Source organism: Anoxybacillus sp. UARK-01 (assembly GCF_002075365.1).
GTDB lineage: Bacteria > Bacillota > Bacilli > Bacillales > Anoxybacillaceae > Anoxybacteroides > Anoxybacteroides rupiense.
The window spans coordinates 321,706-336,453 of record NZ_NASY01000047.1 but is presented as its reverse complement, the minus strand read 5'-3'; the positions used below and the strand labels follow the sequence as shown (position 1 = coordinate 336,453).

Below are 14,748 nucleotides of genomic sequence, written 5' to 3'. Positions count from 1 at the left end.
CGCCTAATCCCTCTCCTTTCATTCCTTTGACCATATATGTATTATGTGAAAAGAGAAGCAATTAGAACTGTCCGCTTTCAGTTTTTACGAAACTGTAATAAAACCTCCACCACCACCGATGTTTTTCGCTAGCGTGTGGATAGAGGATTCGGCGCAATCGGGACACGGATGCTTTCTCCCAACCGATAAGGCCCCACCTGTTCCGTGTTGCCTCCCAAAAACGTAACAGAATGAAAACCAAATTCTCTCGCGGTCAGCAGCATTGCTTCAAGCATCCATTGAGATGCAGCCGATTCGTTCAAAACAGAGCTGGGCGTAAATTGAACAATAAGATGCTTGCCTTGTTTTTGTATATCCATGATGTGTACATGTTGCGAAATAGACGGACGAAAAATGGCGCTTTTCATCCTTTGCATGCTTTGAAATGCATCTTCAATAGTTGAAAAAGGCTCAGTCGATGGTGCGAGAAACAAAGGATGGGACGGATCGGACTGATAAAAATAATACGCCCGTTTTTTGTGAGAGACACGCAACGATTCCAGACGACCGATAGATGGCAAATTAATTCCTTTTTTATGTTCTGTGAAAAATTGGACATTCGTTCCTCCAAGCCAACGGATCGTTTCTTCAATGCTAGAAAGAAACACCGTCGTCACGGCCGGATCATTAGAAAAAACCGGATGTTTTTTCGCAACGTGTACCGCCCATTCAGTCTGATCGCCAGAAGCATTAGAAAACGTTATTCGATCAAACCAATGGTTATCTAGCCCTAATTGTCCTGGCAATTGTTCTTTGGCAAATTGAAGCTGCCGTTCTCGAGAATGTTCGTTTGGTGAAGCAGAAACGCTAACGGGAATCACCGCTTTTCTATTAAGATCCGGGAGCGCTAAAACCACCACTTTACGATCTTTAACAACGCGAGAAGCCACTTTGTCCGCTGAATCTGTACTCATCATCACCGCTTGCTTTGGGGACGATTCTTCCGCATTCATCAACACCTTCATTTCGTTTTCATGTTCTTCTGCTTTGTCCTTTTTGGATGACGAAGACAAGTTCAAAGAAGCACCGATCATCATAAAAAAGCAAACAGCAGCAACAGAAACAAGAGCGGAGACGATTCGCCCATTTTTCCGAATTATTTTTTTCTTTTTAAGCATCTGGTTATAAATCTCTTCTTTAGAGCGGCGGTCATGCACCAGCGGCATCTGCTTGAGCACTACTTGAATATCGTCTTCACTCCATTGGAATTTTTTCATGATGCCATCCTCCCTTCGCTGCCTCTTCCTCCATTTGCTGTCTTAGATGCTTTAGCGCCCGATGCTGAGTCGTTTTTACTTTGCTTTCCGTCCATCCTAGCGCCTCAGCCGTTTCTGAAACCGATAGCCCTTGAATAAATCGAAGCACCAGCACGCTTCTTTGATCAAACGTGCACCTTTCCAGACATTGATACATCAATTGAATTTCTTCTTTTTGCAGCGCTACTTCCTCAGGTAACGCCTGCGGATCCTGAATGGGCTTAGCTGTCCAATCAAATGATCCAATGATTTTAGCCCTCCAGCTTCTCTGCTTTCGAAAAAAATCGATGGCGACATGGCGCGCAATCGATAGCAGCCATGTTCTTTCGCTGCTGCGCCCTTCAAAACGTCCATATGAATTCAACACTTTTATGTATACTTCTTGAACAAGATCTTCCGCTTGCTCGCGATCTCGCACCATATAAAATAAAAATTGAAACAGATCATGATGATATTTTTCATATAGTTCGTCAAAAACGGAATCCATTCTTTTTCCTCCCGCTCTGCCATATTCGTCGTTAAAATTATCCGTTTCGTTACAGGCTCCCTAAAAATTTTACAATAAAAAAAGGAAGAACATGACAGATATTCTTCCTTTTTATTGAACAATCTCAATAGGAAAAAAGTAGCGATTTGTCATTTTCCGAATAGCTTCCTCCATCTCCGGCTGAAAACTAATCAACAGCGAAGTAGCTGGACCCGCTGAAGCGTGCAGCGGCAAAGGGCAGTAGCAGCTTGACGCTGTCAGCCCATTATCGTTTAACAGCTGTTGCAGCTCATACCAAATTCCCTTTGACCCGATTGGCACAAGCTCAAAAATTTCCGATCTTGATAATAGTTGACGAAATAATGGCAGCGGAAGCAGACGATCTTGTTTCTTCAACACCTCATCGCCAACAAGCGGCTCGCCAATGACGGCGAATTTGGCATGGCGAGGTGTTATGCCCATTCGCTTTTGCTTGTTTTGAACCTTGCCAACCACCGTAATGCCAAACGCAGATTGCTGTGTGGTAAAGTTCGATTCAGTGCTTCCGACAAGCGGCAAGGAGAGGCTAAGCTCCAGCAAAGCCTGGCGAACTCCTGCACAAAGAGCCCCCCATGATTTATCACCATTAAAATTTTGCAAAACGGCAGCTAGGGGTTCGGCGCCGACACATAACGCTTCCATCAACGCCACACGCGCGGCAAAATAGCTGACTGTCTCATATGATGCGCAAACAAGATCCAGCTCTTTTAGGCCGATCGCAGCAGAACCGTCTGCAGCAATAACAAGCTCTTCATTTTCGTATAGCGGCAAGAACAATACATCACGCATTGTGCATCTTCCCACGATCCAATATGTTGGTTTTCAGCAGCACCGGCGCTACAATAAAGCAGATAGCAGCATTCAATGCGGTGGCAATAGCAAGAGCCGGCAAAACAGCGACGATAAACATCCCCCCAAAGCTGAAAATAAGCGGAAGCGGCGCAAGAAATACGTTGCCGATAAAAAAAGCAGCATGTGCTGTTTTTCTCCAGCCCTTGTGAAACAGTAAACTAAATATATAAACAAGCACAGCCATTTCCAATGCAATCAGCCCGTGAAAAGCCCCTAACTGAAAACCCGCAAACCAGGCTGATAAAAGGTGGCCAACGGCAGCTACAAGCGCTCCTTCCTTTTTGCCGAGCAGCGCACCAGCCACAAGAGCTGGTGCGCTATCAAGAGCAATGCTGCCAAGATGAGTGGGGAATTTTAATAAGGCGCCAACGACAGATAGACTGATGCATAAAATCAAAGCGGCAAACTGTTTCAAATGAAGGTTTCCCATATCGCTTATTGCTCTCCTTTATCACGAAAAACGATCGCGCTTCGTTCATATTCAATGTCATTCACGTTTAGTCTTGCATTCACCACGCGAGCGGCTGCAAAAAAGTAATCAGAAAGACGATTAACATATTGCAAAACAATTTCATTGATCGGCTCCGCCTTGCTCAGTGACACGATGCAACGTTCTGCTCGTCTCGTCACCGTCCGTGCCACATGAATGGCTGCAGCCGCTTTGGAACCGCCCGGCAAAATAAATTTTTCAAGCGGTGGCGCTTCTTTAATATATTCATCAATTCTTTGCTCTAAAAAGGTGACCATTTCTGCTTTCACTTTATATGGAAGCTTTTGATTCACAATGGCTAAATCACCACCGCAATCAAACAGTTCATGTTGGATCTTTTGCAATTCGCTATAAATATCTTGAAACTTCTCTTCTTCAAGCAGTGTCATGGCTTGTCCTACTAATGAATTCACTTCGTCTAATGTTCCGTAGGCTTCTACGCGCAAATGGTCTTTGTCTACGCGTCCGCCTATTAAACTTGTTTTCCCTTTGTCTCCCTTTCTTGTATACAATTTCATCTTGATTTTCCTCCCCTTATTTGATTCGTTCGGCCAAACCACACCACAAGCGATCGACACGATTGCATCTGCTTGTCAGCTCTTGGTAGCACCACCCCGCTACATCACGCCAATCCCGTTCTTCTTCTGTAAGCGGCACAATTCCTTGAGTGATGTCACAACCGATCCATACCACATTTCTTCCCGGCTTATTTTGCTCCCATTGATGCCACGACTGAAAAAACATTGCCCAATGTTCGCGATCTGGCAAGCGCCAAATCAATGCTTCCATCCCTTCAAACACGACAACATTCTCCATCTTTTCCTCCGGAAAAAAATAATCGCCTTTATACCCATCGCACCAACGGTACCACACTTTTTCATTTAATTGATAATAGTCGCACACCCATTTCCGTTTTCCTTGAAAGGCACCTCCACTAACGAAATGCATCGTTTTCGCTCCTTCCATCGCTCGACTGTCGATTGCAGCATAAAACCGCCGCCAAACGGGATCGACCATTCCCAAAATGGACGTTCTAATGAAGCATATCGCTCCAATACATAGCGAATCGGTCCCCCATGTGTAATGACAACAAGATGAGACGATTTTGTATGGCAAGCGAGTTCGAGTGTTTTGTCCAAGGCTTGCTCCATTCGCCGACCAAAATCTCGATAATGCTCGCCATTGGGCGGGGCAATGGAAAAAGGACTTTGAATCCAGCGCTGATACTCTTTTACTTCTTTCAACTCAGCAAACGTTTTTCCTTCCCAATCTCCAAAATTAATTTCACGCCAGTCACTCATTTCCCAAACTAGCACGTCTTCCTCGCCAAACAGCAGGGCGCATGTTTGCCGACAGCGCAACAAATCGCTTGTCACCACGACCTTCGGGCGAGGATAAGCGCGAGGATCTCGCGCTTGGAGACGTGCCTGCTCTTCTAAAGCGAGCGGCACATCCGTAAAACCAATATAGCGTTTCTCTTTATTTGCTTTTGTCATTCCATGACGAAGAAATGTAAGAGCCAGATGATAAACCATAGCCATGCCTCCGTTCCCTCTACAAACGCTCCAAGCATGTCGCCGGTGATACCGCCAAACTGCTGTTTATAAAATGTTCGCGCCATCCAAAAAGAAAGAACAACGCCAATCAATAATACAAACATCAGATGCGGCTGAAACCATCCAAATATCGCAACAGTCAAGGCAAAAAAAGAAAGAATAAACGCTTGATCCGCTCCCGTTACGTGCTCACGGAACGCGGCTGCCATTCCTGTCGGCTTAGCGAGCGGGGCTGCCATCAGCAAAAGCGCCATAAATGTTCGCGAAAAAAACGGAATGACCACAAAGACGAGCGGCGAGATGCCAGAAACGATTGTTTCATATAAAAATAAAAACCGAAACGCTAAAAGAAACACGACAGATAAAACCGCAAACGCCCCAACTCGTGAATCTTTCAAAATCTCCAGTCTCCTAGCTGTATCGCGATACGAAAAAAACGCATCGCTTACATCCATCCAACCGTCCGCATGCAGCCCGCCCGATAAAAAAATAGACAAAAATAGCAGCGAAAGGGCCAAAAACAGCGAAGACGTCGGTGTCCACCTTAACAGGAGGTACCAGCCGGCCAGAGCTGCACCAATCAATAAGCCGACAGCCGGAAAAAAACGAACGGACCAGCGGGCTGTATCTCTTTGCCAATTCACCTCTTTTCGCAATGGAAAAACAGTTAAAAATTGCAAGGCTAAAACCCATCCATCCCTAACAGCCATGGAAGGCACTCTCCTTTTTTTAAAATCGGCACACCATGGTGTACAAGAATCGCATAGTCAGCGCTATGGACAATACGCTGGTGAAGCCAGCCCAGCATTTTCATAAAATGATAGGTTCCTGCGTCTTGCGGCACTCCCCCGGAAAACAGTTCATTGGATACCATGACAAGCGCTCTCACAACAGTGCTCAATTGTGAAACAGTCCGCAGCATCCTCTCAGCCTTCTGCAAGCAAACCGCTTCTATTTCCCATCCCTCTTCATCAAATAACTCGTTCGCAAGCCAATTCGTTAAACAATCAACAAGAAGGATATCATTCGGCCCAAATTGGGAGGCTAACTCATGTAAATGAAGCGGCTGCTCCCACGTGGTCCACTGGATGGATTGCTGACAGCGCCGTCGCTGATGATGAATGATGCGCTCCTTCATTTCCTGATCGGTTGTTTTCGCAGTCGCAATATAATGGACCGTATTTTGCCGCGAAGCAAGCGCTTGAATGCATTGCTCCGCAATTCCGCTTTTCCCGCTGCGAACACCGCCGCTAATAAAGATCATCATGGCTGCCACCTCGTGAAAAACGATAGAAGCTGATCATTTTCTCTTTTGCTCCTCACAGCAAAACGCAAATAGCGGCCCTCGAGTCCCATGAAATTTTTTGTATGCCGCGGAATGAATCCCTCTTGTAGCAAATCATAAAATAAACGATCCATTGAACCACTAGGCGCTCGTAACAAATAAAAATTTACAGCTGATGGTGATACGTAATAGCCCAATTGCCGAAACGCCGCCGTCATTCGCTCTCGTTCCTTAGCGATCATTCGCTTCGTATGGACGACAAACTCGTTCATTGGCAACAGGCGCAGAGCGAGCTGCTGTGCTACTTGACTTATGCTCCATGGCGGCTGAAGTGCTTCAAGCTGCTCAATGATCTCGTGACGAGCTGCGATATAGCCCACACGTACCCCCGCTAAATGATACATTTTTGTTAAGGAACGAAGCACGATCAGACGCGGAAAAAAATCTAGCCATTTTATAGCGGTAAAAGAAGGTTCGCAAAATGGAATAAACGCCTCATCAATCACGACAACCGTCCGTTTTTGCTCCGCTTTTTCCAACAGCCAACGGAGCTGTTGAGGCTCCATCACGATTCCAGTCGGATTATTGGGCTGGCATAAGAAAATAACATCGGTCTGTTCGATCAGCTTAAGCCAGTCCTCTTGCTTGTATGTCCATTGGCTGGCTTCATCAGCCATGATGGGAACAATCTCACAGCCGCGGGCAAGACAAGCGCGGCGATATTCAGAAAATGTCGGTTCCGCAATGCCGATTCGTTTCCCGGAAAATAATTGCGCCAGAAGATCAATACATTGTGAAGCGCCGTTCCCAAGCAGTATTCGCTGAACATCGATCTGCTCCATACGCGCAAGATAGCGCTTCAATTCTGAAGCTGACGGATCCGGATATTCCATTGCCCATTGATAAAACTCCGTTTGTGTAGGCCAGACAGCAAGAGGAGGTGGGAACGGATTGGTATTGACACTAAAATCAATCCATTCATCCGGAATAGAGAGACCGACGCTTTGATATAATTGTTGCGGATTAGCTCCATGTGCCGGCAGCTTCAACGATTATCCCTCCTAACGAAAGCAGTGCAAGAAATACGACAACCGTTCGAAACATCACATGAACAGCTTGGCGAATGTGCTCTTTTTTCAGCTCAACCAGCGCCTCTCCTATTTTCGGACGTTGCGAGATGACGCCTTGATACGTGTTGGTTCCTCCTAGCTGTACGCCCAACAAGGCAGCCATGGCAGCTTCGCCCCAACCGCTATTCGGGCTTGGGTGCTTGCGGGCATCGCGCAACATCAGACGAAGGCAGCCGCGAATGTGCCGGCTATTTCCAAGCACCATCACAATTCCCGTCAACCTAGCTGGTATGTAATTTAATACATCATCTAGCCGTGCAGATGCCCAGCCAAAATCGCCATATTTCTCATTTTTATAGCCAAGCATAGAATCGCACGTATTAACAGCGCGATAAACTAAAGCCAATGCTCCGCCGCCGACAAGCGCATAAAAAAGCGGTGCCGTAATTCCATCGCTTGTATTTTCAGCCACCGTTTCGACACAAGCTCTAACAATTTCCGGCTCATTCAGCGTTTCCGTATCGCGGCCAACAATCATGCTTAGCTCGTTTCTTGCCTTTTCTATATCTCCTTGTTCAAGCGGGATCATCACATTCCACGCTGCCTCTTTTAAACTTTTGGCGGCAATCGTCGTAAATATAAGCAAAGCTTCGATTACGACGCCAAATACAACGGAAACGCGGTAGCTTTCATATATGATGATCGAACTGATTCCATAGACCACTGCAACAACGATTCCAATCGTTACGATCCCTTTTACCCGCCGCATTCGTCCACGATTCAGCCGATGATCCAGCCAGGCAATCAATCGGCCCATTCCGCGCACCGGGTGCGGCAACCAACGCGGGTCACCGATGAAAAAATCAATGACGACCGCTAAAGCCATTGCGAGCAAATGATAGGTCACTTCCCATCGCCTCTCCGTTTTTTATATTTGCGCAACGCTTCCGTTGTCGCCTCATACACAAAACGGCCAATCGCTTTGCCAAGCGGCGTAGCCGTTCCAGCATACTCAAACAAGCGTCCTGTTTGTGATGAGGCAATGGCAATGCAATCAGTGGATGTGCCAGTAGCCAGCGTATGTGTTTCCGGATCAAGTACGTGTGCATCATATAACGCTTTCACTTTCGCTTCCGTTGTCGTCATCATGGCCTGTACAAATGCTGTCTCATTTAATTGGCCATCAATAAAAATAAATACGTTAATCGTCCCGATTCCTTCCGCTGTCTCCCTTTTTTCCCACGCTTTTGCAGCATCCACCGCATTTCCAACGCCCGCGGTCACCATCACGAATAATGGCACTTCCTCTTCGCTGCTCTTTATCCATACGGCATCCTCTAAATAGACAGCGGTCATCATGCCAATGGTACGATGCACGGCAAAAGAATGGGATTGTAAATATTGCTTCATTTCTGTCTCTGGATCATCACAGCGATAATGCTTCGGCACATGTCTATTCACAAAGTGTGTAGCCCATTGAAAACCAGCGCCAACCACAGCCGATGACAGCACTTTAAAAGGCTGCGGTGTGGTAATGACAATCTGTTCGCCGTCTTGAGCAATCGTTAACGCACTTAAGGAATCGTTCTGTTGCCTCGTATCGGAATAGGTCTGAGGAACAAACGTGAGAAGCGGCTTGGACACAACGGGATGCGCTTGACGCCGCACAGACGCTTGAAATACGGTTTCTAATTGTTTTTCTTCAATCATATCGCTTGGTTCGCCGAGTCCCGCCATCTTTCCTTCATGAAGCAACAAAAGCCGGTCACAATATAAGCTAGCTAGATTCATATCATGAAAAATGGCTACAACCGTTAACTGATTTTCTTCTGTCCATTTTTTTAATTGATCTAGCAGTTTGATTTGTTGGGCAATATCCATGTGGTTGGTCGGTTCATCGAGAAAAAGCAAGCTCGGCTTTTGGGCAAGCGCTCTTGCTAAATAGACGCGCTGCCTTTCTCCACCGCTTAAACGGTCGATGGTTTCCTGTTCTTTATGTGCCATCCCCACTTGTTCAAGCGCTTCGGCTACCGCCTGTTCATCCTCCTCTGTCCATGTTGGAAATAACCCTGTTTGATGGGCATAGCGTCCTAACTCTACCGTTTCTTTGACAGTATAGCCAAATGCTGAATCGGCGCTTTGCGGGAGAACAGCGACAAGGCGCGCCAGTTCTTTTGACGAAAAGGAAGCAAGCGGGACGGCGTTCAGTGTAATGGTCCCCTTTTGTAAAGAAAGCTCTCTGCTTAACAGCTTTAATAATGTTGTTTTGCCGCTGCCGTTAGGTCCTAAAATTCCAAAAAACTGTCCTTGTTCCACAGTGAAGGTAATGTTCTGCAACACCGCTTTTTCTCCGTATTGATAGGAAACATCATGAACGTTTAACATCATTTTCACGTCTTCCTTTTCATTCTATTTAAAAATAACCCCGCAAACAAAGGTGCACCAATTAACGAAGTAATGATGCCAATCGGCAATTCACTCGGTGAAATCATGGTTCGCGCCGCTAAATCGGCTAGCACTAAAAAAGCGCCCCCATATAAAAGTGATAGCGGTAAAAGCAAGCGATGATTCGGTCCCGCAACAAGACGAATCATATGAGGAACGACCAAGCCCACAAAGCCAATCGCCCCTGACACAGCAACAGCCGCTCCTGTTAATAAGGAAGCGCCCATTAAAATGACCAGCTTGCGCTTGGCAACATGGACACCTATGTGAGCAGCTGCCTCTTCACCAAAGGCAAAAGCGTTTAACTCGCGGTGATTCACTAGTAACAGCAAACATCCTATTATAAAAAACGGAAGCATCATGACAACATATTTCCAGCTTCGCATCGCGACGCTCCCCATCAGCCAAGTAATAATTTGCCGCAGTTCCTCTCCTGTCAGCGCAATCATAAGCGAGATCAACGCGCTGAAAAATGCGCTGAAAATAATTCCGGTTAAAATGATCGTTTCCACTGACATGCGCGGATCGACGGCGCGAGTAAAAAACAAAACGAGAAAAAGAGTCAGCAATCCAAACGCAATGCTCATGATCGGTAATGTAAACGATCCAAACCACGGCAATTGCAGATGAAAGAACAAAACGACGACCGCTCCGACTGACGCGCCCGATGATACTCCAAGCGTATAAGGATCAGCCAATGGATTTTTTAGCAATCCTTGAAACGCCGCTCCCGCCAACGAAAGGGAAGCGCCGACTAAAAAAGCCAAAACAACGCGCGGCAAGCGGATGGCCATCACAATTTGCACAAGCGTATCAGGAATGTCAGGGGACGGCGCAATTCCCCACCATTGCTCTAAAAAAATGTCAATAATAGACGAAAAGGGAATCGATAGTGAGCCTATCGATATCCCTAACAACATGCACACGACCACCGCCGTAAGAGCGATGACGTAGGCAATTATATTATTTAAAGATTTCCGGATAAATGACTTTGGCAAGTTCCTCTACCCCTTCAACAAGGCGTGGGCCTGATCTTGTGACTAAATCAGAATTCACCTCATATACGCGTTGATTTTTAACCGCCGAAACGTCCTTCCACGCCGGTCGTGCCATCACTTGCTTTACAGCATCTTTCACATAGTCTCCATACGTGACAACAATTACATCCGGATTGAGCGCTACCGCTTTTTCTTCCGTAAACATCGGCCATCCTTCTTGATCGCCAGCCACATTTTCTGCTGAAATCGCTTGCAGCATGTCATTGATAAATGTTCCCTTTCCTGCTGTATAAATTTGTGGCGCCGGCTGCACTTCCACCCATACTTTTACCGGATTTTTCACGTTTTTTGCTTTTTCCTTGATGGCTTCAAGCTTTGATTTCATCTGGTTAACAATTTGATCGGCTTTTTTCGTTGTCCCTGTTGCTTGTCCAATTAATTGGATCGAATGGTAAACATCATCAAATGTTTTGGCATCGTTCACAACAAGCACTGTAATTCCCGCATCCTTCAGCTGCTGCAGGCCGTCCCGCGAATTATGGGCACTCGATGCGTGGGCAAGCACTAAATCAGGCTTGAGTGAAATAATTTTCTCCACGTTAAACTCCATGCCGCCAATTTTTTCTTTATTTTTTACATCTTCCGGATAGTTATCAAAATCACTGACTCCAACCATTTTCTCTCCTAAACCAAGTTCATAGGCAATTTCCGTATTGCTCGGAATTAACGAAACGATTTTTTTCGGTTCGGACTGAATCGTGACCTCTTCCCCTAATCCGTCCTTAACGGTTACCGGGAAAGCAGCTGTTGCTTCTTGCTTCGCATTGGATGAATGAGTGGATTTGTCTGTTTCTTGATTACCGCACGCGGCAAGAAGGCCGAACGTCAGCATCAACACAAGCAGCCACGTATAATACCTCAGTTGCTTCATCATGGTTTCTCCTCCTGCACATATAAATTAAAAAATGCCCATCCCGGACGGAATGAGCAAGAAACGACAAACCATAGAGTTGTGGCAGCATAATAGCCACCTTTTGCCGTTTCGCCATCTCACCCCCCGAAGATTGGAAACATCGAGCAGTCAGGGCAGGTCTACTGACTTATGCTTCATCCTACTTTGAACCTTCCCATGCGGTCAACAGCTTGCCCATCAATACCGCACAGTGGTTATTTCATTTCGTCAGCATTTACAGTTGCGGGGACAGTTCTGGATTCGCACCAGATTCCCTATTAAGCCTATTAGCGATTCGCTCACTTCGGCACCCTTCTGCATCGATATGCAATTGTAAAAAATAATCGAACAATTGACAGTTACAATATTAAAGGACGAAAGGCTGTTTGGCAACAAAAAAATGACGGAATTCGCCATTTTTCCCGTCTCTATTTATATGGATCTCATTTTTTAACGCATTGGCGTGATGAAAGCACATCCACCGGCTTACCGCAAAAACGACTCGAACAGCAGTTTAGCGCCATTCGAGTCGTTTGGATCGCTATTAATTGTTAATATAGCGTTCAAATACATCCCCAAAATCTTTCACTGTATACTGCTTCTTAGTCTCAACAAGCCAGTTGAACGCGATTTGATTTAGCTCTTTAAACTGTTCAGCAATGCTGTTTGGAGTGCTGGCGACACGCCCTAGCACGGAGGAGGCAACATCGAGACTTTTTCGCGCAAAGTCGAGCGTCGTTTCATTTTCATGGCAAATTTCTGAAATTTTTAAAAGTGCTTTATATAAATCTTTCACTTCTTCCAGATGCTTTTTATGCACATCAATCGAATAGTGCTCCGATCCGATAGTAAATTTAATCTCTACATCTAAATCGACCGTGCCTGCCGTCTCAAGCGATACGCCAGCAATTGGATGCTTATAGTAATCATAACGGCGCAGCGTTCGCTTTTTACTTGTCGCGCTCGTCCCATCTAAATGAATAAGCGCTCGGTTAGTAAAGCAATATTCATCTGATTTGGACTTAATCAAAAAATAAATCTTTTCTCCATCTTCATGCATCACATAATCGTCTGCGTCCACTTTATCATAATTTTCGGGTTTAATGACAGAGCCGATATCACTTAATCCGAGAACATCAGCAGCAACTTTGCCAAACATCCAGCATCTCCTCCCTTTTCTTTTCTTACAATCCCATTATACCATCCATTTGCTTTCCAGATCCGATAAACAGAAAAAATAAAAAATGGATTTATAGCCGATTCAAAAGCACAATCCTTTTTTAACAGATGGAGGCAAATCATAGAACGCTGTCCCATACAACTTTTTATAAACGTCATTCTTCGCTGAAACCTCCGTGCCTTGCCACAGGATCAAGAGGCGATGCGAGTGCTATAATATATTTATGATGATGTCGCAAAGTTCATATTCTGTTCATAAACATCAAGTACAATACATACACGGCAGCATAAAAATCATAGCAAAAAGAGTGGTGATCAAATCGTGGAAAAGCAATCATCAGAAGAAAAAGCAGACTGGCGCTCGTTCATCCGGATGATTCAAGCAACGAAGCCGCCTAAAATGATCATGATTATTGCGCTATTCTTAAGCGTGGCGTCTTCCATCGTCAGCTTAACGATTCCACTATTTACGAAAAAAATGATCGACGGCTTCACCGTTTCATCATTAAATAAAACGACGATCATTTTGCTTGTTGGCGCCTTTATTGCGCAAACGATCGCTAGCGGCTTCTCCATCTACTTGATTAACTATACAGGAGAAACGGTTGTATCCAGACTAAGAGAACAAGTATGGCAGAAGCTGCTGCATTTGACCATTCCGTACTATGATCGTCATCGTACAGGGGAAACGGTTAGCCGAATTACAAATGATACCGCTATTGTGAAAGGATTAATTACAGAGCATACAGCCAACTTTTTCAATGGCATTATTTCCATAATCGGCTCTGTCGCATTATTGCTGTACTTAGATTGGAAAATGACGTTGATTATCTTTATTCTGCTTCCACTAGCCGTTAGCATTATGATCCCGTTAGGAAGACAAATGTTTAAAAACTCTAAAAGGCTGCAGGATGAAACGGCGCAATTTACTGCTTTTATTACACAAGTGCTGTCAGAAATTCGCCTTGTGAAATCATCCAATGCGGAACAGCTTGAATATGAAAAAGGAAAAAAAGGCATTTCGCATTTATTTCGCTATGGATTGAAGGAAGCAAAAGTTCAGGCCATGGTCATGCCATTGATGGGAATTGTGCTTATGCTTCTGCTTGTTGTCATTCTCGGCTTTGGCGGATATCGGGTTTCTACAGGGGCAATGACGGCCGGAGGGCTCGTTGCTTACATTTTATATCTTTTCCAGATGGTCATGCCGCTTGCTGCATTCAGTACTTTCTTTACACAATTGCAAAAAGCGATGGGAGCCACACAACGCATCATGGCCACGCTGTGCGAGCAGGAAGAAGACTATCTGTCTGGAGAAGAAGTCGCTCGCATTTATGAACCGATCCATGTCAACCATTTATCGTTTTCATATGAAAACGGTGAACCGGTTTTAAAGAACGTAAACTTTACGATTGAACCGGGAAAAGTGACAGCGATCGTCGGCCCGAGCGGTTCAGGAAAAACGACGTTCTTTTCCATCTTAGAGCGGTATTATACACCGACAAGCGGCAGCGTTTTTCTCGGCGAGAAACCTATTCATGCCCTTTCTTTATCTTCATGGCGCCAGCAAATTGGTTATGTATCTCAAGAAAGTCCGCTTATCGCTGGAACGATTCGTGACAATATTTGCTACGGGCTTGATCATCAAGTAAGTGACGAAGAATTAAAATGGGCAGCCGACATGGCCTATGCTTCTCCGTTTATTGAAGAATTGCCAAAAAAATATGAAACAGAGGTCGGCGAGAGAGGCATCAAGCTTTCCGGCGGGCAGCGCCAACGCATCGCCATCGCCCGCGCGCTGCTGCGCAACCCGCGCATTTTATTATTGGACGAAGCCACGTCCAACCTCGACAGCCAATCGGAAATGGCGGTGCAAAAAGCGCTGCAAAACTTAATGAAAGGACGAACGACGATCGTGATTGCCCATCGATTATCGACGGTCATCAACGCTGATCAAATCATTTTCATGGAAAAAGGCGAGATTACGGGAATGGGGACGCATCAAGAGCTGTTTGCCACCCATGCGCTTTATCGAGAATTCGCCATCCAACAATTGCATCTTCATGAAGAAATGCAAAAAAATACGGCTAAAGGATGAAA

The 14,748-nt window shown here is 45.4% G+C and carries 16 protein-coding genes and 1 riboswitch; of the genes, 1 reads left to right on the top strand and 15 read right to left on the bottom strand.

The genetic code is table 11. From position 1 onward, the window contains the following. Nucleotides 1-128 precede the first annotated feature (128 nt). The 15 genes from B6A27_RS13850 to B6A27_RS13780 form a co-directional block, all read right to left on the bottom strand. Nucleotides 129-1,256 carry a hypothetical protein gene (locus B6A27_RS13850; protein ID WP_080862378.1) on the bottom strand — a complete coding sequence of 376 codons (1,128 nt, stop codon included), beginning with the start codon at nucleotides 1,254-1,256 and terminating at the stop codon, nucleotides 129-131. Further along, on the bottom strand, nucleotides 1,234-1,782 hold the full coding sequence (sigX, locus tag B6A27_RS13845; protein WP_080862377.1) for an RNA polymerase sigma factor SigX: 549 nt from the start codon (nucleotides 1,780-1,782) through the stop codon (nucleotides 1,234-1,236). Before sigX ends, B6A27_RS13850 begins: the two co-directional genes overlap by 23 nt. A gap of 111 nt (nucleotides 1,783-1,893) precedes the next feature. Beyond that, nucleotides 1,894-2,610 carry an ATPase gene (locus B6A27_RS13840; protein ID WP_080862376.1) on the bottom strand — a complete coding sequence of 239 codons (717 nt, stop codon included), beginning with the start codon at nucleotides 2,608-2,610 and terminating at the stop codon, nucleotides 1,894-1,896. Beyond that, nucleotides 2,603-3,103 carry an ECF transporter S component gene (locus B6A27_RS13835; protein WP_080862375.1) on the bottom strand — a complete coding sequence of 167 codons (501 nt, stop codon included), beginning with the start codon at nucleotides 3,101-3,103 and terminating at the stop codon, nucleotides 2,603-2,605. Before B6A27_RS13835 ends, B6A27_RS13840 begins: the two co-directional genes overlap by 8 nt. 5 nt (nucleotides 3,104-3,108) lie before the next feature. Next, the gene (locus B6A27_RS13830) at nucleotides 3,109-3,681 is read right to left on the bottom strand and encodes a cob(I)yrinic acid a,c-diamide adenosyltransferase (RefSeq protein ID WP_044742207.1); all 573 of its coding nucleotides are present in this window, start codon (nucleotides 3,679-3,681) and stop codon (nucleotides 3,109-3,111) included. 16 nt (nucleotides 3,682-3,697) lie between these two features. Beyond that, on the bottom strand, nucleotides 3,698-4,111 hold the full coding sequence (locus B6A27_RS13825; RefSeq protein WP_080862374.1) for a bifunctional adenosylcobinamide kinase/adenosylcobinamide-phosphate guanylyltransferase: 414 nt from the start codon (nucleotides 4,109-4,111) through the stop codon (nucleotides 3,698-3,700). Continuing rightward, nucleotides 4,045-4,698, bottom strand: a complete 654-nt coding sequence (locus tag B6A27_RS13820; RefSeq protein WP_080862373.1) for a histidine phosphatase family protein — start codon at nucleotides 4,696-4,698, stop codon at nucleotides 4,045-4,047. Before B6A27_RS13820 ends, B6A27_RS13825 begins: the two co-directional genes overlap by 67 nt. Continuing rightward, complete coding sequence (locus B6A27_RS13815) at nucleotides 4,656-5,429, bottom strand: adenosylcobinamide-GDP ribazoletransferase (protein WP_066145559.1); 774 nt, start codon at nucleotides 5,427-5,429, stop codon at nucleotides 4,656-4,658. Before B6A27_RS13815 ends, B6A27_RS13820 begins: the two co-directional genes overlap by 43 nt. Then, a complete protein-coding gene (locus tag B6A27_RS13810; protein ID WP_080862372.1) occupies nucleotides 5,402-5,986 on the bottom strand; it encodes a bifunctional adenosylcobinamide kinase/adenosylcobinamide-phosphate guanylyltransferase in 585 nt (194 codons plus the stop codon). The genes B6A27_RS13815 and B6A27_RS13810 overlap by 28 nt, the downstream gene beginning before the upstream one ends. Continuing rightward, the gene (gene cobD, locus B6A27_RS13805; RefSeq protein ID WP_080862371.1) at nucleotides 5,983-7,053 is read right to left on the bottom strand and encodes a threonine-phosphate decarboxylase CobD; all 1,071 of its coding nucleotides are present in this window, start codon (nucleotides 7,051-7,053) and stop codon (nucleotides 5,983-5,985) included. The genes B6A27_RS13810 and cobD overlap by 4 nt, the downstream gene beginning before the upstream one ends. Continuing rightward, nucleotides 7,028-7,960 carry an adenosylcobinamide-phosphate synthase CbiB gene (cbiB, locus tag B6A27_RS13800; RefSeq protein WP_080862488.1) on the bottom strand — a complete coding sequence of 311 codons (933 nt, stop codon included), beginning with the start codon at nucleotides 7,958-7,960 and terminating at the stop codon, nucleotides 7,028-7,030. Before cbiB ends, cobD begins: the two co-directional genes overlap by 26 nt. A gap of 17 nt (nucleotides 7,961-7,977) precedes the next feature. Next, on the bottom strand, nucleotides 7,978-9,462 hold the full coding sequence (locus B6A27_RS13795) for an adenosylcobinamide amidohydrolase (protein ID WP_066145567.1): 1,485 nt from the start codon (nucleotides 9,460-9,462) through the stop codon (nucleotides 7,978-7,980). A gap of 2 nt (nucleotides 9,463-9,464) precedes the next feature. Then, nucleotides 9,465-10,517, bottom strand: coding sequence for a FecCD family ABC transporter permease (locus tag B6A27_RS13790; protein ID WP_080862370.1), 1,053 nt, complete (start codon nucleotides 10,515-10,517; stop codon nucleotides 9,465-9,467). Beyond that, on the bottom strand, nucleotides 10,483-11,448 hold the full coding sequence (locus B6A27_RS13785; protein WP_080862487.1) for an ABC transporter substrate-binding protein: 966 nt from the start codon (nucleotides 11,446-11,448) through the stop codon (nucleotides 10,483-10,485). The genes B6A27_RS13790 and B6A27_RS13785 overlap by 35 nt, the downstream gene beginning before the upstream one ends. A gap of 137 nt (nucleotides 11,449-11,585) precedes the next feature. Then, nucleotides 11,586-11,799, bottom strand: a riboswitch (cobalamin riboswitch). Between the two features lie 214 nt (nucleotides 11,800-12,013). After that, on the bottom strand, nucleotides 12,014-12,628 hold the full coding sequence (locus B6A27_RS13780; RefSeq protein ID WP_066145573.1) for a PH domain-containing protein: 615 nt from the start codon (nucleotides 12,626-12,628) through the stop codon (nucleotides 12,014-12,016). Nucleotides 12,629-13,021: 393 nt separating this feature from the next. Between B6A27_RS13780 and B6A27_RS13770 the strand changes: the two genes are divergently transcribed. Continuing rightward, nucleotides 13,022-14,746 carry an ABC transporter ATP-binding protein gene (locus B6A27_RS13770; RefSeq protein WP_139788137.1) on the top strand — a complete coding sequence of 575 codons (1,725 nt, stop codon included), beginning with the start codon at nucleotides 13,022-13,024 and terminating at the stop codon, nucleotides 14,744-14,746. Nucleotides 14,747-14,748: the final 2 nt, after the last annotated feature.